Raw genomic sequence first — 20,342 nt, 5'->3', positions numbered from 1 at the left:
TGTGTATACAATACATTTTTTGATCAGAAAAAGGGAGGGTTTCTATTCATGACAAGAAAGACAGTGAAACCGTACGTGCTGCTGATGGTCTTGACCTTGCTCCTCAGTGTGCTGGCAGGCTGCAGCGGCTCCAATAATACCAAGAATACGGCAGACAACGCCGGGGCCACTAAGGCTGCCAATGCCGGAAACAGCAACACAAAGGCCACCGCAGAGGCTACGGCGGAAACCGAGGATTTAAGCCCGCTGACACTCTCCTTCTTCGCAGAAGACCCGAATCCGAACTGGAATAATATGAAGGACGATATCAGTAAGCAGATTACGGAGAAAACAGGCGTCACGCTCGATGCGGAATTTGCCGTCGGCGACCCGCAGCAGAAAATCGCCCTCATCGCCGCCGGTGGTGAATACCCCGACATTATCTCCGCCAAAGCGGATATCGGCAAGCTGGTGGATGCCGGTGCCGTCATTGATCTGACCGAGTTAATAGATAAATACGCGCCCAACATCAAGCGTGTGCTCGGCGATAACCTCGCCCGGGCGAAATATACCAACGAAGACCAATCTATCTATGCCATCCCTACCTGGGCAGCGGTAGATGAGAAGAAATTCGTGGCCGGCGGGGGATTTGAGCTCCAGCACCGCGTAGTGAAGGAAGCCGGTTATCCCGAAATCCGTACCGTTCAGGATTATGAGAAGGTGATCAAAGCCTATCTGGAGAAGCATCCCACCGATGAGAACGGCAACAAAAACATCGGGCTCTCCCTGAATGCGGACGACTGGCACATGTACATTTCCGTCACCAACCCTGCTGTGGCTACAACAGGCGGCTCGGATGACGGGGAATATTACGTCGATCAGCAGACGCATGAAGCGATCTACCACTTCCGCCGCCCGGAAGAGAAGGAATATTTCCGCTGGCTGAACCATATGAACGATATCGGCCTGCTCGACAAGGAGAGCTTCGTGCAGAAGTATGACCAGTACAAAGCCAAAGTAGCCACCGGACGGGTGCTTGGCCTGATTGACCAGGATTGGGATTACAATGATGCCCAGCAGGCACTCAAGACGGCAGGCAAATTCGACCAGACCTACGGCCACTATCCGGTAACGCTGACGAAGGAATTTAAGGAAACGAGCTTCTGGCCTACCGGCTTCATGGGCGGCTACGGCATCTCGATCTCCAGCACGAATCCTGATCCGGTCCGCACGATCAAGTTCCTGGATTACCTCGCTTCGGACGAAGGGCAAATCCTGAACAACTGGGGCATTGAAGGCAAGCATTATGTGGTGGAGAACGGCAAACGTGTCGTTCCGAAGGAAGTTCAGGACCGCATCAACAATGACAATACGGCCTTCACCAAGGAATCGGGACTCGGCTTTTACTGGAATATAATGGTCCACTACGGCGACGGCGCCAAGGACTCCACCGGCAACTATTACACCAGAAACTTCCCGGAACAGCTTGTGCTCGGCTACAGCGATGTTGAGAAAGAAACCCTCGCCGCCTACAAAGCCACCACCTGGAAGGACCTGTTCCCGAAGGAAGAAGAATTCGCCCAAAAAGCGTACGGAGCCGCGTGGAACATCGCCATTCCAGGCGAGGATGAAGTCGCTATTCTGGGCAACAAAATGAGAGATATCACATGGAAACGCATCCCTCAAGCCATCCTGGCCAAACCGGCTGAATTCGATAAAATCTGGGATGACTACATGGCTGACCTCGACAAAGCCGGCGTTGCGAAAATGGAAAAAGGCTACACCAAATATGTGCAGGACCGTGTGGCTTTGTGGAGCGTTAAATAAGGGAAAACCGGTGGAGAAGGGCTTATATTTCGCCCTTCTCCACTTACTTGATCCAGGTGAAAACTAATCGCCGGGCAATTGGATGCCGCCCCAGCCGCTTACCTCGCATTGGCCATATTCATTATCCCCCGCAGCAACCACCGTGCCGTCTGATTGAAGGCCGAGAGTATGCGCGCAGCCCGCCGCTACTGCCACAATATCACTCCAGCCGCTTACATTGCATTGGCCATGCTTATTCCACCCCACAGCCGCCACTGTACCGTCCGATTTAAGGCCGATGGTATGATTGCTACCCGCCGCAATCGCCACAATACCGCGCCAGCCGCTTACCTCGCATTGATCATGCTTATTCAACCCCACTGCCGTCACCGTTCCGTCCGATTTAAGCAGGGCGGTATGAAGGTAACCCGCCGCTGCCGCCACAATGTCGTGCCAGCCACTTACATTGCATTGACCATACCGGTTATTACCCACAGCCGTCACCGTGCCGTCCAATTTAAGACCGATGGTATGCCAGTCACCCGCCGTGACCGCCACCATATCATGCCAGCCACTTACATTACATTCACTTTCATTATTCCGGCCCACTGCTACTACCGTGCCATCCGCTTTAAGGCCAATGGTACGACACCAACCCGCCGCAACCGCTACAATATCGCGCCAGCCGCTTACTTCGCACTGTCCATGCTTATTCCAGCCCGCAGCCGCCACCGTGCCGTCAGATTTAAGACCGATGGTATGAGCATTCCCCGTGTTCGTCGCCATATGTACATTACCAGCCGCAACCGCTACTATATCACGCCAGCCGCTTACATCACATTGGCCATATTTATTATCACCCACAGCCGTCACCGTTCCGTCAGATTTAAGCAGGGCGGTATGACGACGCCCCGCAGCTATGGTGTCTTTTGGCCACCGTTTCACCTTTAACCCCGCTTCTTCTGGTGAAGTGTACTCCATGTCTTACCTCCTTTTTCAGCATTATCATGCAAGATTTATATTTATAGCAGGACGGACACCATAACCGTCTGTACTGTTATTCCCATAGCTGCGGATACTGCAGCCCGGACCTGCAAACCGAAACAGTAGAATCTGCCTTTCATTTCATAGAAATTACAAAAGGCCCGCTTCCTCTATAATAGAGAAAAGCGGCCCTCTTTGTTAAACCCTTTGGTGAAACTGAACCAATAAATTATTTCACTGGTTTCTCTACCTCAACCCCATTGAGGATCAGATGCAATGTGATCTCTGCCTTGAGCGAATCGGAGACTGCACAGTACTTCTCCTCAGCCATAAGAATGGCTTTCCAGAGCCGGTAATCGGGAACATCTCCGTCTATATGAAAGTTCAGGTCAATCGCGGTAAAGCCGGAAGGATTCGTTTCCTTACGCGTTCCATCCGCTTCAATCTCTATGCGTGTAATCGCTGGCAGAAACCGATCCAGTATCATCGTGATATCAATCCCCATACAACCACCTAAACCAGCCAGCAGCAATTCCATTGGAGTCATTCCTTCGCCGTCTCCTCCGTATTTGGGAGTTGCATCCATCCCCACGGAATAACCGGAAGGGCCAACAGACGTAAAGGTACGTTTGCCTTTCCAAGTAGTCGATACTTTCACCACATAACCTTCTTCCTTAAAGTTCATTGATTTGACGTAAAAATTTCCGGGTTCGTTCCTCTTGCGGATCTTCAAAAAACCGCTGCGGAGCCGCTTCTTCAATAATGCTGCCATCCGCCATAAAAATGATTTTGGTAGCTACTTCGCGGGCAAACTTCATCTCATGCGACACGACCAGCATCGTCATGCCCTCCTGTGCCAGCTCACGCATCACGCTCAGCACCTCACCCACAAGCTCGGGATCAAGCGCAGAAGTGGGTTCATCGAATAACATCACCGCCGGTTCCATCGCCAGAGAGCGGGCAATGGCTACTCTTTGTTGTTGTCCGCCGGAGAGCCGGGAGGGATAATACTCCTCCCGGTCTGCCAGCCCAACGCGGTCCAGCAGCTTGCGGCCCATAATGACGGCCTGATCCTTCGGCAGCTTCTTCACTGTAATCAAACCTTCGATCACGTTGCCAAGCGCTGTTTTGTGCGGATACAGATTAAATTGCTGGAACACCATCCCGCTCTGCTTGCGGATACTGCGGGTTGCCTGCTGTCGTGTACGCCTGGGTGCTGCCGCATCCACCACGATACCGTTCACTTCAAAGCGGCCCCCCGAGATGTCCTCCAGACCATTCAGACAGCGAAGCAGCGTGCTTTTGCCTGAACCGCTGGGGCCTAAGACGACGACAATATCTTGTGCAGCTACCTGTATATTAATGTCCTTCAGCACTTCCAGATCTTCAAAATGCTTGGATAAGCCTGTGGTCGTTATCATGTTAACGTCATCTCCATGTTCAGTAAGCTTTGGCTAATCTCCGTTCAAACCGCTCCAGAATGAAGGACAGCCCTGTACTCATAATCCAATACATTATCCCGATCCCCAGATAAAAAGGCATATATTGATAGTATTGGGCAATGAGCAGTTGAGCTTGACGCAGCAGTTCGCTGACCGCGATGACCGAAACGAGCGAGGTCTCCTTAAGCATGCCAATAAACGTATTTCCCATAGGCGGAATGGCGATGCGCATCGCCTGCGGCAGCACGATCCTGCGCATGGCCTGCCATGGCGTCATCCCCGTCGAATAAGCAGCCTCCATTTGTCCCTTCGGAACAGACAGGATGGCAGCACGAAAGGTCTCAGACAAGTAAGCCCCGGCATTTACACTAAGCGCAATATAGGCCGCTGTCATGGAGCCGAGCGTAATGCCGTAATCAACAAGCCCATAATAAATAATCACAATCTGCACCAGCAGCGGTGTTCCGCGGATGATGGATACATAGAAACGGGCCGCCCACCGAATGGGCGGATTCCCTTTGAGCCGGGCGACGGCCACCACTAGTCCGATGATCAGACCGAAGAACATGGAGACAATCGTCAGCAGCAGGGTAAGCCCAGCGCCCTTCAGCAGGAAGGGCAGGTTGTCGAACACAAGTTGCACAGGTTACTCCCCCCTTCCCGCCATAGGGCGCACTCCATTTTTATTTTGCGGGTGACTCATTGAACCATTTCTTAAAAAGAGTATCGTATGTCCCGTCAGCCTTCATATCCGTCAAGGCTTTATTAATGGCGTCCCGCAGCTCGGGGTTATCCTTGCGAAGCGCTACACCCGCCATATCGGATTTGATCGGTTCGCCGACCGCTTTAATCTGAAAGCCATTCTCATCCACAATCGGCTTCAAGGCATACAGATTATTAATTGTAGCGTCAATACGTCCTGCATCCAGATCCTTCAGTGAGGTAATGACATCATCATACGTCTTAATCTTGAAATCACCGACTTTGGGCAGCACTTCAGTACGCAGGTAGGTTTCATCATTCGTTCCGAGTCCAACCCCAATTGTCTTGCCCTTGAAGTCTTCGAGCTTCGTGATATCCGAATTTTTGGTATTGACGATTATTTTGACATTGTTCGTAATGTAAGAATTGGTGAAATCAATTTGGGCCTTACGCTCGTCCGTGATCGTAACCTGGCTAATAACAATGTCGAATTTCTTTGCTTGCAGACTTGGGATCAGCCCGGAGAAATCCTGAGTTGTGAATGCTGCAGTCACTCCAAGCCGTTTAGCGATTTCCTTAGCGATATCGGGGTCAAAGCCGTCTACTTCCTTCTTTTCATTCAAAAAGGTATAGGGCGGATAGGTTCCCATGGTGCCCACCTTCAGCACACCTGCTGCTTTGATTTGTTCCAGTTGATTCGTTGCTTTTGCTCCCGAGTCTGTTTTACCTCCGCAAGCGCTCAGAACCAGTCCGAACAGAGCCAGAACTGTGACCGTAGCCACGGCAAATTTACGTTTTATCATATTGCTTCTCCCCTTTATCTATATTCTTCCCAGTAATCCGTAAAATTCAAAATTAGCTAATTCACTGGCTAACTGCTGTGCAGATGCTTTCGCTACCTCAGTATGAATTTCTTCGGAGCCAAATAACCAGCGCGAGATCAAACCATCCAGCATACTCATCAACAAAGCAGCGCGAAGCTCAACCTTTAATCCCCCGGGCAGCATTTTCAGCTCTATCGCTCTTTCTATATTGCGGCGGAAGGCTTGCTCCATCGCATTTCGGGTAGCTGAAATACTTTGCCTTATCGTCTGATCCGCTCCATTCCCCATCAGGAGGATCTCCATAAGATGGCGGTTCTCAGCGGCAAAATTGAACAACCGGTGGAACAGTAATTCTGAGGCTTTTACCATGTCGGCGATGTTCCCCGGATTTTGACGGTAGCCTTGAGCAATCGCTTGAAGCAGTTGTTCCTTGCCCGTTTCTATAATCTCCAGCGCAATGGCTTCCTTACTCTTAAAATGCCAGTAAAAGGTCCCCTGTGCCACGCCGGCCTCCTGAACGATGTCAGATATTTTGGTCTGATGATATCCGTTCCGGGCAAATTTCTCCAGAGCAATCTGCATCAGTTGTGTTCTTCGATCTACATTTCCATTGTTTTCATCCATAGGCAACTCATATTGCTCCTCCCGATTGATCAGTCAGTCGTGTATTTTTAAATCCTATAGGATAACTGTGTGATTGTCAATGAATTCTTAAGAAAAGAGACTTGATCTTATGTGCTTATCTGGTTTTTGAGCGTTTTGTTGACAAAAGCCGTGCGGAGCGCCCGCACGGCTTCATTTTACAGATATACAAAAGGCTCCTTCGCATCGGCAAACGTTACGGAGAGACCGCTCACCAGCGGCTTCAGCCATTCCGCCATATACTTCATTCCCCATTCCTCGGACCGTTCATGACCGATAACAATCATTGCTTTGTTCATGCCGAGCATAGCAGCGTCGTTAACATAAGCGCATAATGTCCACTCCGTGATATCTCCGCAGACCATGACATCCAGATTTTTGTCCCGCATAAGCTCCATAGGCATTTGCTCTCTGCCCAGGCCGAGACTTCCGCCTCCGACCAATATCCCTATGCGGGAGCAAGGCGTGTCAGGATTGCCGACGATTTGAATGACCTCCATGCCAAGTTTCATCTTCAAAAAAATAGCCAACGCTCCGACCGTCGTCTCTTCGATCAAATAACCCCAGGACTCTTTCTCGTCAAGCTTCTTGTCCTCCCATTCCAGCTCCTTAAGCAAACCGTCGTAAATCCGGTCCGTATCGGCTAAATGCATATGATCGTGAAACCTCCAGATCACAATCCCGTGATCCTCTATCAGCTTCCGCTTAGCCAGATATACAGGGTCCTCCTGAAGCCAATCCAGCGTATCCATTCCGGTAAAGTAGGTCGGCTCATGGGTAATGATGAGATTCGCCCCTATGGCAATCGCTTCCCGGATTACATCCACAGTCGCCATAAATGTTGTGACGATACCGGTGACCTCCATGTCTGCATGACCGCTCGCGAGCACATCGCAGGTCATCTCCAGCTTGCGGCCTCCGCAGCAATCCAGCAGAATTCGATCTATAACCTCTTGCACATTCATAGTCCATATCTCCTTTTCATCCTGTTCTTATCCTTTAACCGCACCAATCACAACTCCACGGGTTAAATATTTCTGCATGAACGGCAGAACAAACAAGACCGGCACAATGCCCAGAACCGCCATCGCCATCCGTACGGCTGTGCTTGGCAGTTGTACAGCTTCTGCCCCAATTACGCTGCTGGCCTGCCCGGAGTTCAGGAACTGAATGTTGTTCATAAGTTGGATCAGCAGATTTTGAATGCCATAGAATTGCGGCTTCGAGACGAAGTATAGCGCGTTGATCCAATCGTTCCAATAGGCAAGCCCCATGAACAGCCCGACTGTAGCCATAACCGGCATCGACAAGGGAAGCATTATCCGAAAGAAGGTCCGCACTTCCGACGCCCCGTCGATCTGGGCAGCCTCAATGATTTCAAGCGGCACGTTATTCTTAAAATAATTTCGCACCAGCAGCACATTGAAGCCGTTCGACAGCAGGTTCGGAACAATCAGCGCCCAAAGCGTATCTTTGATATGGAAATATTGGGTCCACATGATGTAGGAAGGAACGATCCCCCCGCTGAACAGCATCGTGAAAAAGATAATAAATGCGAGCACGTTGTGGTATTTGAAATCTGACCTGGACATTGGATAAGCAAGCATGCTTGTTATAAGCAGTCCGAACCCGGTTCCCAGTATTGTGACCAGAAAGGAGACCCCATAAGCTCTTATAAAGGTGTAGGCAGTGGATTTGATATATAAGTAAGCATCAAGACTTGTCTTCTCAGGAAAAAAGCTGTATCCGTTACGGATCAATGTCGTCTCATCGGTGAATGAAGCAATAACAATCAGAAGGAACGGTAAAAAAGCAAATACAGTCAGCACAATCATCACAATCGCAGAGAAAATAACAAATGTTCGTTCCCCTCTGGTTTGTATCATAAGTATTTCCTCCTAGAACAAAGCATTTTCAGAATTAACCTTCTTGACGATGGCATTTACTGTAAGCACAAGCACAAATCCGACGATAGATTGATACAAGCCGGCTGCCGCCGACATTCCGATATCATTAAGCTGCATCAAGGCGCGGTAGACATACGTATCAATCGTTTGTGTAGTGCTGTACAGCGCTCCCGAGTTCATAGGAACCTGATAGAACAGACCGAAGTCGGAGTTGAAAATCCGCCCCATGGACATAAGCACCAGCACAATAACCGTCGGCTTCAGCAGCGGCAAGGTAATCATGCGAATCTGCTTCAGCTTCCCTGCACCATCAATTTTGGCCGCTTCATAGATGCTTTTGTCGATTCCTGCAATAGAAGCAAAATAGACAATGGAGCCGTAGCCAGCCGTCTTCCAGATCTGAATTAACACGAGCAGGTAAGGCCAGTACTTCGGTTCCGAATACCAGTTGATCTCGGGAAGACCGAGCGGACGAAGAATGGAATGGTTGACGAAGCCGCTGTCGGCATTAAGAAACGCGAAGACGAGCAGGGACAGGACAACCATCGAGATCAGATTCGGAAGAATGAGACCTGTCATGAACAGCTTCGAGTACAGTTTGCTCAGCAGCTCCGACATCAGGATGGCGATAAGGATGGAAACAACCGTGCCAAGCATAATGAAGGCCAGGTTGTAGAAAAGCGTATTTCTCGTCATGATCCAGGCATCGCTGGTCTGGAACAGAAAGTTGAAGTTTTTAAAGCCGATCCAGTCGCTGCCGAAAATGCCTTTAGCGTAATTTACATCCTTGAAGGCGATAAACACCCCGAACATGGGAATATAGCTGTTAATCAGGAAATACAGCAAGCCTGGAGCGGCTAAGATCAATAAGGGTAAGGTTTTTTTGAGCGGTTTGGATTTACGGTTGGCTATCATGCCGGACTTCACCTCCATTACTGAAAATAGAGCCTGATTGCGACTCTACTCTCAGCAGGTTCTTATGAGTTATTGGTTTTTCGCAGCAATCCACTGATCAAGCTGCTTCTGCTTGCTGTCGATAATTGCTTGCGCACCTGCATCCTTCAGCGCGCTGATGAACTTTGGAATAATTGTATCCGGGTCTACCGATCCGCTGACAAGCGCCGGCAGGAATTGATTCACTACATTGTTCACGGCACTGATTTGGGTCTTCACTTCGCTTTGATCAAAGATAAATCCGAAATAAGGCGATCTTTCTGTGTCCTTATTCTCCTTCAGCTTCAATTCAACATCCGACCAATTGGTTCCCTCCAACTGGTATTGCAGGGACTCCGAACCCACAATCCCGGAACTCAGCATGGCCGTGTATGGTACCGTATTAGCGTCTTTGCCTTCCGGAAGCTTCACATGGTGCTCGTCGACCTTCAGGTAATCCTCCCCTTCAATCCCAAAGAGAATAGTATTGATCAGATCAGCGTCGGAATAGAGCAGATTCAAGAACTTGACAGCGGCCTCTTGTTCCTTGGAGGTGCTGGATACCATCCAGGTAACGGCATTTACGGCACTCGTATCAAAGTAGAAGGGAGCAATACGTTTGGTCTGAAGCTCTTTTCCGGCTTGGGCACTCAGCATTGTACCTACTTCCTTACCGCTGTAGCCTCCAAGGTAGGAAAAGCCGCGTCCGGAGGAAATCATCTCCATGCCTGTGATCGTCGTCGTTGCCGTATCCTTCTGTAAATAACCTGCATTGAACCAGTCTCTCATCATCTTAATCCCGTTCTTGAAGACATCCGACTCATAGTAATTGACGACCTTTCCGCTATCGCCAATTACCACACCGACTCCGGTAGTATCTGTCAGATAATCCACCTTGTTCGAACCCTTCAGCAGATTAATCAGTCCCGTATCCGTCGGATTGACACTAATCGGTCCGAACGGAACCACATCGGGAAACTTCGTCTTAACGTCTGCAAAGACTGCCGGCAGATCGTTCACCGATTGAATTCTGTCGGCTGTCACGCCTGCTTCCTTCAGCATATCGGTGTTATAGATAATATTAGTGGGCACAGCCATCCCTTTATTGACCGGAATGCCATAGATATGTCCATCCATCGTCGTCGTTTTGAGGATGTCCGGGCCGAAATCCTTCTCCAGAATTGCATTCATTTCTTTCCCGTATTTCGGCAGCAGGTCATCAAGCGGAGCAAGCTGATTTTTCGACACATAGTTGGAGAATTGGCCCAGCGTGGTGAAGATATCCATTTTCTCTCCGCTCTGAAGGGCCAGATTAACTTTCTGGGCATAATCGGATGGACCGTAAAGACGGAAATCCACCTTCACCCCGATCTTCTTGGTTGTGATCTCATTGATTGCGTTCGTCACCTTGCTAAGATCATCGGGAATCCGGTTGAAGGATGGCAGGGCAAATACGATTTCAGCTACCTTTGCATCCGCTGCTGCATTCTTCGAATCCGCTGTAGATGTACCCGAATTACTGCTGCAAGCCGAAAGGAGTGAACCGATTAATACCGTTGACAACAGCAGCGGGCTTATCCCCTTTTTACTTTTCATGATGATGCCTCCTCGTTCTGTGTTTTCGCTTTCATTTTACTTTTTTGAAGGAATCCGGGCTTTCAAAAAGACGGTATGTTTTTTCGAAAAACCGCACTGCAGCAAAAACTCCGCCTCTGATACCGGAAGCGGAGTTTCTTGTTACCGGACGTTCCTATGCTTTGAACGGTAAGCAATCGGCGTTTCTCCTGTCAGCTTTTTGAAAACCGTAGAAAAATAAGAAATCGTATCAAAACCGGTTTCCATCGCGATCTGGCCGATAGTTGCCGGACTTTCAATCAGCAATTGCTTGGCCGCGTTGATCCGGCAGTCGTTCAGATATTCCTTGACGGTCTGCCCCGTCTCATTCTTGAAGACCTTAGCCAAGTAATCCGCGGTCAGATATACGCTTACAGCCACATCCTCACGGCTGAGCTCCTGCCGGTAGTTGTCATGGATAAACCGCTTCGCTCTCTCGACAACGCCTTCAGACAGCAGCACTTCTTTGATGGAATCCACCGTTTTGTCCGTAACCACCCTGGCCCACTTCATGAAGTCAAACACACTGCTCTCGGCACTCTGGGCCAATTGCTGGGTCACTTCATCGGCGAAGAGCCGGTGCGCCTGGATGTGATGCCGGGAGAGAAGCGAATAGACCACTTGCAGGAAGTCCTCCCGGATGGAATGGAGCATCGCTGAATTCAGCTTATTCAGGCTGGTCAGCACCTCCAGCTCTTTTTTCAGCCGATTAACAATCTGAACCTTCTCCTTCTGAACGAACAGCATGGTGAATAGCTCAGCATCCAGGGTGAAGCCTTCCGCAGTATTATATGGAAAGGGTTCATTCTGGCAATGGACTTTGCCCCGGAAAATGATGTTGGACTCATCCAGTTGCTCCAGTTCCAGCTTCGCCTGCGAGAGTCCTGAAGCTTCTACCTTCTCACTGAAATAACAGGTAGCCGTACACTTCAAATATTGCCTGCACAGCAGAATGATATTCTCCGCACTTTCCCGCAGCCACGGCACCCCGGTCTCACCCCCGATAATAATCGCATTGTAGAATACGTTGTCGGCCTGATAGGCAATGATTCGGCCATGACTCACCTCGTTGAACAAAATCTCGGAAATCAGGTTGGAGAGCGCATAATGGAACAGGCTTTCGTCCCACCTGCTCTCAATTTGAGAGCGCGGAACACTTACGAGAAGCAGAATATAGCCGCTGTGCACAGACAAGGACAGCTCCCGCTTCTGCATCTCACTCTGAATCAGGTTGATTCTCGGAGAGATAGCGGCTGTCAGCACATCACTCCAGAAGCCCCTTTCCACCAAATCTTTATTTTTCAGCCATGCAAGCCCCATTTTGCTGTATTCGCCCATCATCATCTTTTTCTTCAGTGAATCCACGGACTTGCGCAGCGCCGCTTCCAGCTCCTGCTTATCCAGCGGCTTAACCAAATAAGAATCGGCATTATACGAGATCGCCTTGGAAGCGAAGGTAAAGCTCTCATGACAGGTTAAAAATATAAATCCGCCATCATATTCGTGCTCTCTGGCCCATTTAATCATATCTAAGCCGGAACCTCTCGGCATTTCAATATCGCATATAATCAGATCGGGCGCGCCGCTGCCGAATAATTGCTTCGCATCCTGTATGTTATACGCGGTTAGTACTTCGGTAATTCCAAATTCATTCCAGTTCACAATACCGAGAAGAGCTTCAACCGTAGGTATATCATCATCAATCAGCAAACAACGCATGTCTTCCCTCCGACTCTGCCAGCCGCTCGGCTTCTTGTATAGGTATCCACAATTCCACTCTTGCGCCGGCCTGTTCAGCATTTGACAGCTTCAGCAAATCGCCGCGTTTATAGAGTAATTGCAGTGTTTTTCGAATATTGGTTATTCCAACCCGGGCTCCGTCCTCGCCTGCCTCTTCGGGTGCTGTGCTCTTCAGCCACTCGGGAGAGAAGCCTCCTCCGTTATCCTCAATCACAATCTTGACGAACGGGCTTCCGTCTCTTGTCTCCGTGCGGGCGCGGATGAATATCGAAAGCATCTCATTATAGAACATCGCGTGCTTGAACGCATTCTCAACAAAGGTTTGGATCATGAATTGAGGGATGCGCACCTGCCGGGCTTCATCACTGATCTCTGTCATATAGAATACTTGATCAGGATACCGGATCTCCTGCATCCGGATATAATTCTCGGCGTGCTTGATCTCTTCCTCAATCGAAACCTCTACAAGCCCTCCCTTGAACATGTACCGCAGATGCTCGGACAAACAGTGAATGAGACGCCGGATTTCTTCGTTCTTATTCTGATACGTCAAACTGGTGATCGTTGAAATCGCATTCAGAAAGAAGTGCGGCCTGATTTGCATCTGCAGATATTTGATCTCCGCCCGGCTTCTTTCGATCTGTTCTTCATACGATTGAATTTTCAAATCCTTGATTTCGCTGACCATAGATTGAAATGCGTGGAATAGCTTCATGAACTCCAGAGAATACGGGGTGCCGGTTGGAACCTGATATTCAAGCTGTCCCTGCTCAACCCCTTTAGCCGCCTTCACTAGCTCAAGGATCGGCTTCAAGACATCCCTTGTGAAAAAACGCAGCACGAGCGGGATGACGATGGCCGATAGAACGGCCAATAAGGCGATGATCCACTGGATCAGCTTGAATCCCGACAACAGATTTCCCTTGGCAACTATATTGGTGATTTGTCCAAATTCCGTGATTGGTTCGGAAATGACCAGATAATTATACTGATACTGTCTTGTTAAGCTGTCCAAGGTCGTGTCGCCATCATTCAAAGCGATATTGTTCGCGGATACAATAATCCCTTCTTTATTGCTCAATACATACCGGTTCTGGTCGTTGCCGCCCCTGTTCACCATCGCCAATAGGGTATCTGCTTTGACTAACGTACCGAAACTGACGCCCGAATAGGTGATGTACCTGAACAAATAATAATCCCCCTGAATCTGAAGCACCTTCCATTCATCTGCTTCACCCGCAGGTCCGGAATTGAATTTCTGCCGGTTGATGGATTCCATCAGAGCCAGCTTATCCTCAGATTGAATCCGGTTGCTGAATTGCTCAAGCACGAGTTCACCGGAAAGTCTGATAAACATGCCATCGCTGGAGTAATCGTTCGACATTTTTGACAGCAGTGTATTTTTGAGCTCCTGCGCTTTAAAGTAACGGCTGCCTTCATCCAGGTAGGCGAAATTCACCGCAGCATCAATGTTATTATTGAACACCTCGGTTAAGTCTTTGGAAAAATTGTTGAAATTATTATGAATGTTCGCCTGATAGAGGGCAAGCGTATTCCGCGAGCTTGTAAGGGCATTGTTCCGAACAACCCCGAGTGAGTACACATTACTCAGAACGAGGACAGAGAGCAGGATCGCAAGAATAACCGTCAACTGTACAGAAAATTTAAATACGATACTGTTCGTTCGAATCATACGCCTACTTTTCCTCCCCGGAAGTCAGCAAGCCCCTGAGCTGATCCATGATCGACCGGAGCCCAGGGGCGTACGTGTATTAGATTTCAAATTAATCTATATTGAGGCACTGTCTTCCTCAACCCACTGCAATGCCGCTTCAATGTACTTATCCCAGAAATCCCAGGTATGCGCTCCCCCGCTTTCAACATAGGCATGCCCGATCTGTTCCTGTTCCAGGAAGGCATGGAAGCGGCGGTTCACATCCAGCAGGAAATCCTCTGTTCCACAGGCCATATAAATCTTCGGCGGCTTAAGTCCGTTCTCTTTCAAGTCAAGAGCAAGCCTCTCCGGATCTTTGTCACTGCCCAGCAACTGGCTCAGATCGCCAAAGACACTTGTATAGTATTTATAGCTGGCGATGCCATCTTTGTAATCCGGTGGAATATTGGCAACTTTATAAGGAATAAGTGCCGACGACAAGGCAATGATGCGGCCGAATTGCTGCCCATACTTCAGGCCGTTCCTAATCGCACCGTATCCTCCCATGGATAACCCTCCAATGAAAGTGTCCTCCCGCTCCGTAGACAGCGGGAACAGACGGCGTGTGAAGTCCACCAGCTCCTTTCCGATATATTCCCCGAAATACTCTTCCCTGTTCTCATCATCCAGATAGAACTGATTCTCTCCGGCAGGCATAAAGACAGCGATGTGATATCTATCCGACAGCTCCCTGATCCGTGTGAAGTTCATCCAATCGTTGTGGCTTCCGGAATAACCATGCAGCAGATATATTGCTCTCAGCGGTTGTCCGGCCCGGGCCGATGTTTGGAATTCTTCAGGCTGGTCGCCTGGCAATAAAGCGCTGAAGGTGACTTCCCGTTTCAGGCATTCCGAACGAAAGCTAATTTGCAGTGTAGCCAAAATAATCACTCCTTAATTGAATTTGGATTCATGTCTTATAAATTGTAATAGTCCTGGATGACTTCAAGCTTAGGCAAATCCACTACAGCTCCAGTATACCTCAATTTGAAAGCACTTACAGCAAAGCCGAGATTCAGAGCATCCTGCACGGTATATCCTTTAACGGCTGCCGCATAAAATCCGGACCAGAATGCATCTCCGGCCCCTGTAGTATCCACAATGTCCGTAGCGAGCGTCTCAAAGCTTCTCGTCTCTCTTCCATTTGACACAATGGCTCCATCCTTGCCTAACGTCAGAATGACCAGCTTGGCTCCAAGCTCCAGAAACTTCTCCAACTGATTAGATGGGGTATCCTTGCCGAACAGCCTCTCGGCATCGTCTTCCGATGGCTTGATGATGTCCACCTTGGAGAACAAGGATTTCACATACTGTACACCATCTTCTCCCTTCTCCCAAATGCCCGGATGATAGTTAGGGTCGAAGCCAATCAGCGTGCCCTGAGTTCTCGCCTCCTCAATTACCCGTTCGATAGTATGCCTGGCGGGAATTCGGGATACGGGCCAGCAGGAAAAATGCACAAGCTTGGAATTCTTCAAAGCCTTCTCAAGCGTTGATGTGTAGGCCAACTGATAGTCTGCGCTGCGATAAAAAATCGGAGTCGGCGTCGCTTTGCTCTTGGATACGACCACTAAGCTGGTGGAATCACGGCTTTTCTGGATGCCTTGCAGCTCCATTCCTTCTCTGCGCAGCCTGTCCACAAGAAACTCGCCGAAGCCGTCTTCACCCACGGCGGAAACCATACAAGATCTGATCCCCAGCTTCTTCACATTGATTGCGATATTGGAGGGAGACCCCCCCAGAAACTTCGTATATCCGGCAGATTGAAACGTATCATCATACTCATTGGAGATCATGTCAACGAGCAGTTCTCCGACTGCCAAAAGGTCATTTGATTTATCCTCAAAGGTCAGTCTGCCGTGAAAATCCATCATTTCGTTGCCCCCTTGCTATATATAAGCGCCACATCTAGCGGACACCTATAAGTGTAGCCGGACTCCACGAATGATTTCTTCCAATAATCAGTTCTTTTTTTACAAAAATACGGGCGGATTGTCTCTCTAATGATGAAGCTTGCTTCAACATCAGGGACATCCGCCCACAGAATGGGATAGGTTATGAGAGATTAAACCGGATAAGTAACAGGAATTCCGTCCTCGTTCACATATTCAATAACGGTCTGGTACGTCTTCAGGCTGATAACCAGCTTGCAGTACTTCTCGCCTTGCTCCCATAACAACCGGATCTCATCGGTTGCCGCATCCAGTACATGAAACGCTCCATCGAAGGCGCTGTACGTATTACGGAAGCGAATCAGCTTCATCAGCCGTTTCACGGCTTCTTGTTCGAGCGCTTGCTCAATTTCCTCTACGGTGTAGTTATGGCGGTTGATTTCGCGCCCTTCTCCCGTTGCCGTTACCTGTTCCTTGTCATTTCTGCCAGCGAGCAGGCCCACATAATACACTTGCGGGATACCCGGTGTGAATAGCTGAATCGCTCTTGCGGCGAGATACGCATCGTCGTCTTCATTCAGTGCGCTATAATACGTGCAGCGGATCTGATGAACATCAAATCCGTCAGCAGCCTTGTGCTCATCTGACAAAATGAGGCTCAGATTAGCGCCCCGCTCCACACAAAGACCGACCAGCTCCCGGGCTTCATTCGTGTCGATCAGATCGTCAAGGTCCGGCTTAACCGGAATCCCGTCATGGCAATCGAGCATCGTGAACTGCTTGTGCGGCCGGGTCTTCAGATAGGAGTACAGCTCCGTATTGGACCTGCCGGTAAGCGCCTCCAGCACCCGGTAAGGCAGAATGAAATCGTATATCCAGCACCCGTGCTCCGACAATTTGTATTGAGTGCTATAATGCGCATGCACTTCGGGTAATAGCTCAATGTCCAGCGCGTCTGCCATTTCCTTGATCCAATCGAGAAATTCATATATTTCCGGCTCCACAAAAAAACAACTGGTTCCCAGCTTCTTGATGACATACCCGACAGCATCGAGCCTGACCATTTTGATGTTCTGTTTCTTGAAATTTTCAAAAAACAACCGCAAAAGCCGCCGGGTCAGCGGTGAATGGACATCCAGATCAATCTGCTCTGAAGGATCTGTCTTTCCAAAGGTCGTCCAGACCTTCTCCTCCTCACCACTGCCGTTAAGTTGAAAGGTCGAATAGGGCAAGGGTCTGCGCAAGAACATTTTCTCAATGTCAGCTTGAACAGGGCTCCCATCGTCCCAGATCTTGTCCAGTGACATAAATAAATCGGCAAATTCGGAAGACCTTCCCTTCTCAAGGAAGTCTTGAAAATACGGCGATTGGCGGGAGATGTGATTCACCATCAAATCCACCAGCACATCAAACGTATCCCCAATGGCCCGGATATCCTCCCAGGTGCCGAAGCTTGGCTCAATCTCAAGATAAGTGAGCGGAGCAAATCCCCGGTCCCCGGAAGAAGGGAATGGGGGAAGGATATGAATGCCGCCAGGAAAAATATCCGTGAAATGCTTCTGAAGCAGTTCATTCAACACCTTCAGATTTCCGCCCATGGAATCGGGATACGTGATCAATTGGACTTTATTTTGGATAGCCATCGTCTATAACCTCCTGCAATATGCCTGGATGTCCTCAAGTTTCGGTGTTACTTCTCCTAGACAATATTATTTTAGCCGGGCATGAGGCACGATGGCTTCCAAAAATCAGTCCTTTTTTTACAAAAATTCGCCTGAATTCAAGTGTATGCAGAATCCCGGTTCTGGAAAATGCAGCTCTACCCTTTGCTCCCCGTAGGAAAGAACAATACTGCCCGGCTCCAAGGCACGAATGCTCACATTCTGCAATTGGCCGCTGCTCCACTCCATGTCCACCTCGTATCCGCCACGTGCCCGAACACCGCGAATGTACCCGGACGGCCATGAAGCCGGCAATGCGGGGAGCAGACGGATCACCCCTGCATGACTTTGCACCAGCATCTCTGCGATGCCGGCGGTCCCGCCGAAATTACCGTCTATCTGAAATGGAGGATGGTTGCAGAACAGGTTCGGTAAAGTCGAAGAGCGCAGCAGTTCCATCACATTGTCATACGCTTGCTCAGCCGCTTCCAATCTCGCCCACATGTTAAGAATCCAGGCCCGGCTCCAGCCCGTATGTCCCCCTCCGTTCTTCAATCTCCGCTCCAGCGTCGTTCTGGCGGCACCGGCCCAATCAGGCGTGGATTGCAGCGTGATTTGCGACCCGGGATGCAGCGCGAACAAATGCGAGATATGCCGGTGGCCCGGCTCCACTTCCTCATAGTCGATGCTCCACTCCTGGATTTGACCGTACTTCCCGATGGCGGGCTGTGGAATCCGCTCCAGCGCGCTGCGCAGGGTCTCCCCGAATTCAAGGTCGGCTTGCAGGATTTCTGTACTCTCTATACAGCGGGCAAAAAGCTCACGCGTGATCTGGCTATCCATAGAAGCGCCGTAGCATAATGCTCCCGACTCCCCGCTTGGCAGGACGTAATAGTTCTCAGGAGACGAGGAAGGACAAGTGACAAGCGCTCCGCTTGGATCTTCCACCAGAAAATCAAGCAGGAACAGAGCCGCCTCCTTCATAGTCCCGTAGATATCCTCAAGAAACTGGACATCTCTTCCGTATTCGTAGTGGTCCCATAAATGCAGGCACAGCCAAGCCGCCCCCATCGTCCAAAAGGTAGAAGTAACACAGACATCCTGCGGGGCGGTATCTGCCCAAATATCGGAATTATGATGGGCCATAAATCCCCGGCAGCCGTACATCACCTTGGCAGTTTCCCGGCCCCGCTCCCGCAGCCTCCCGATAAAATCAAATAACGGTTCATGACATTCGGACAGATTACAGCTTTCCGCAGGCCAGTAATTCATCTGTGTATTGATGTTGATCGTATATTTGCTGTCCCATATCGGGAGCATGTCCTTGTTCCAGATGCCCTGAAGATTAGCCGGCAGCGCGCCCGGACGGCTGCTTGAGATCAGCAGATACCGGCCAAACTGGAAATACAAACTGACAAGCTCCGGGTCATCCTTTCCACTGCGGATTCGGTCCAACCGGCGGTCCATAGGCAGCTCAGACACCGACGAATGATCTTCACTGCCCTGCAACGTTAACTTCATCCGGCTGAACAGCTTCCGGTAATCCACGATGTGATCCGCAAGCAATTGTTCGTAAGCTTTGGACGCCGCAAGCTCAATCCTCCGCACGCATTCAGCTTCCATTTGTTCCTTCGGAACCCGAAAATCCGTGCATGCCGAGACCAGGATCGTCGCTGCGTCCGCTTGATCCAGCACAAGCTGCCCCCCGCTATAGGAAAGGCGGCCGCCTTCTGCCAGCACCCGGATGGCGCAGGCAAAACGGATGCCCTCCTCTCCGCCGCTTCTGCCGCGAATAATCATGTCTCCTTGCTTATTTACACCTATCCGGTCCAGATAAGCGTGAAATCCGACAGGGCGCTTCAGGCTACCCGACCACCGCGAAGGCCCCAGGACCGAACCTCTGCCAAACAATAACTTGAAGGACAGATTACCCGGCACACTTGCGGTCAGGCGAACCGCAAACACCTGATCCGGGTAACTTGAGAAGTATTCGCGGCGGTATTCAACATGGCGGGCGGTATATTTTACACGGGCAACTCCTTGCTCAAGGTCCAATTCCCTCCGGTAATCGTCCATACTCTCCTCTGAATCGCAGCTATCCAAGTACAGATCGCCCAAGGCCTCATAATGGCGCTGCCCATCCGGCACCCCAATCAGGACTCTCGCTGCCAGTTCCTCCGCTTCCTGAATCTGTCCCGATAACAAGAGGCTCCTAATCTCGCTCAAATGCTCCTTAGTGTCGGGGTTGTTTCTGTCCATCGGTCCGCCGTACCAAAGACTGTCTTCGTTCAGTTGAATCCGTTCAATAGCCGGGTTCCCGAACACCATGCCCCCAAGTGTTCCGTTGCCAAGCGGCAAGGCTTCTTCCCAATGTTCCGCAGGCTTGTCATACCAAATTTGATTTTTGTTCATAATACCGCTCCCTTAAATCTCATATAGCGCTCCTTCGAAGCGCCTTTCTCCTCTCTTATCCTAGCAACAGAACGGGTTACAGATGAATAT

17 protein-coding genes are annotated in these 20,342 nt (G+C 49.9%); 1 reads left to right on the top strand and 16 read right to left on the bottom strand.

Features of this window, described 5'->3' with window-relative positions:
• The first annotated feature begins 48 nt into the window (after positions 1–48).
• A complete protein-coding gene (locus B212_RS0105615; protein WP_019909485.1) occupies positions 49–1,806 on the top strand; it encodes an ABC transporter substrate-binding protein in 1,758 nt (585 codons plus the stop codon).
• 63 nt (positions 1,807–1,869) lie between these two features.
• Here B212_RS0105615 and B212_RS0105610 read toward each other — a convergent pair whose 3' ends face one another.
• The 16 genes from B212_RS0105610 to B212_RS30835 form a co-directional block, all read right to left on the bottom strand.
• Positions 1,870–2,766 (bottom strand): RCC1 domain-containing protein, encoded by an 897-nt coding sequence (locus tag B212_RS0105610; RefSeq protein WP_019909484.1) that lies wholly within the window; start codon positions 2,764–2,766, stop codon positions 1,870–1,872.
• A 232-nt stretch (positions 2,767–2,998) separates the two neighbouring features.
• Positions 2,999–3,427, bottom strand: coding sequence for an OsmC family protein (locus B212_RS0105605; protein ID WP_028530630.1), 429 nt, complete (start codon positions 3,425–3,427; stop codon positions 2,999–3,001).
• Positions 3,428–3,443: 16 nt separating this feature from the next.
• Positions 3,444–4,190: an amino acid ABC transporter ATP-binding protein gene (locus B212_RS0105600; RefSeq protein ID WP_019909482.1), complete on the bottom strand. Its 747-nt coding sequence runs from the start codon at positions 4,188–4,190 to the stop codon at positions 3,444–3,446.
• Positions 4,191–4,209: 19 nt separating this feature from the next.
• Positions 4,210–4,854 (bottom strand): amino acid ABC transporter permease, encoded by a 645-nt coding sequence (locus B212_RS0105595; protein WP_019909481.1) that lies wholly within the window; start codon positions 4,852–4,854, stop codon positions 4,210–4,212.
• A 40-nt stretch (positions 4,855–4,894) separates the two neighbouring features.
• Complete coding sequence (locus tag B212_RS0105590; RefSeq protein WP_019909479.1) at positions 4,895–5,716, bottom strand: substrate-binding periplasmic protein; 822 nt, start codon at positions 5,714–5,716, stop codon at positions 4,895–4,897.
• An 18-nt stretch (positions 5,717–5,734) separates the two neighbouring features.
• Positions 5,735–6,361 (bottom strand): TetR/AcrR family transcriptional regulator, encoded by a 627-nt coding sequence (locus B212_RS0105585; RefSeq protein ID WP_019909477.1) that lies wholly within the window; start codon positions 6,359–6,361, stop codon positions 5,735–5,737.
• Between the two features lie 176 nt (positions 6,362–6,537).
• Positions 6,538–7,344 carry a Nif3-like dinuclear metal center hexameric protein gene (locus B212_RS0105580; RefSeq protein ID WP_019909476.1) on the bottom strand — a complete coding sequence of 269 codons (807 nt, stop codon included), beginning with the start codon at positions 7,342–7,344 and terminating at the stop codon, positions 6,538–6,540.
• Between the two features lie 27 nt (positions 7,345–7,371).
• Complete coding sequence (locus B212_RS0105575; protein WP_019909475.1) at positions 7,372–8,265, bottom strand: carbohydrate ABC transporter permease; 894 nt, start codon at positions 8,263–8,265, stop codon at positions 7,372–7,374.
• Between the two features lie 12 nt (positions 8,266–8,277).
• Positions 8,278–9,201 carry an ABC transporter permease gene (locus B212_RS0105570; RefSeq protein ID WP_019909474.1) on the bottom strand — a complete coding sequence of 308 codons (924 nt, stop codon included), beginning with the start codon at positions 9,199–9,201 and terminating at the stop codon, positions 8,278–8,280.
• Between the two features lie 69 nt (positions 9,202–9,270).
• Complete coding sequence (locus B212_RS0105565) at positions 9,271–10,815, bottom strand: ABC transporter substrate-binding protein (RefSeq protein ID WP_019909473.1); 1,545 nt, start codon at positions 10,813–10,815, stop codon at positions 9,271–9,273.
• A gap of 141 nt (positions 10,816–10,956) precedes the next feature.
• The gene (locus B212_RS0105560; protein ID WP_019909471.1) at positions 10,957–12,552 is read right to left on the bottom strand and encodes a response regulator transcription factor; all 1,596 of its coding nucleotides are present in this window, start codon (positions 12,550–12,552) and stop codon (positions 10,957–10,959) included.
• Complete coding sequence (locus tag B212_RS0105555; protein ID WP_019909470.1) at positions 12,533–14,266, bottom strand: sensor histidine kinase; 1,734 nt, start codon at positions 14,264–14,266, stop codon at positions 12,533–12,535. The genes B212_RS0105560 and B212_RS0105555 overlap by 20 nt, the downstream gene beginning before the upstream one ends.
• 96 nt (positions 14,267–14,362) lie before the next feature.
• Entirely contained in the window at positions 14,363–15,178 is an 816-nt protein-coding gene (locus tag B212_RS0105550; RefSeq protein WP_442950097.1) for an alpha/beta hydrolase, read from the bottom strand.
• Between the two features lie 26 nt (positions 15,179–15,204).
• Entirely contained in the window at positions 15,205–16,161 is a 957-nt protein-coding gene (locus tag B212_RS0105545; protein WP_019909468.1) for a carbohydrate kinase family protein, read from the bottom strand.
• A gap of 191 nt (positions 16,162–16,352) precedes the next feature.
• Positions 16,353–17,822, bottom strand: a complete 1,470-nt coding sequence (gtfA, locus tag B212_RS0105540; protein ID WP_019909467.1) for a sucrose phosphorylase — start codon at positions 17,820–17,822, stop codon at positions 16,353–16,355.
• A 117-nt stretch (positions 17,823–17,939) separates the two neighbouring features.
• The gene (locus tag B212_RS30835) at positions 17,940–20,252 is read right to left on the bottom strand and encodes a glycoside hydrolase family 95 protein (protein ID WP_019909465.1); all 2,313 of its coding nucleotides are present in this window, start codon (positions 20,250–20,252) and stop codon (positions 17,940–17,942) included.
• Between the last annotated feature and the right edge of the window lie 90 nt (positions 20,253–20,342).

Source organism: Paenibacillus sp. HW567, from assembly GCF_000374185.1.
GTDB lineage: Bacteria > Bacillota > Bacilli > Paenibacillales > Paenibacillaceae > Paenibacillus_AQ.
The sequence above is the reverse complement of the archived record's forward strand: the minus strand, read 5'-3'. Positions and strand labels throughout refer to the sequence as shown.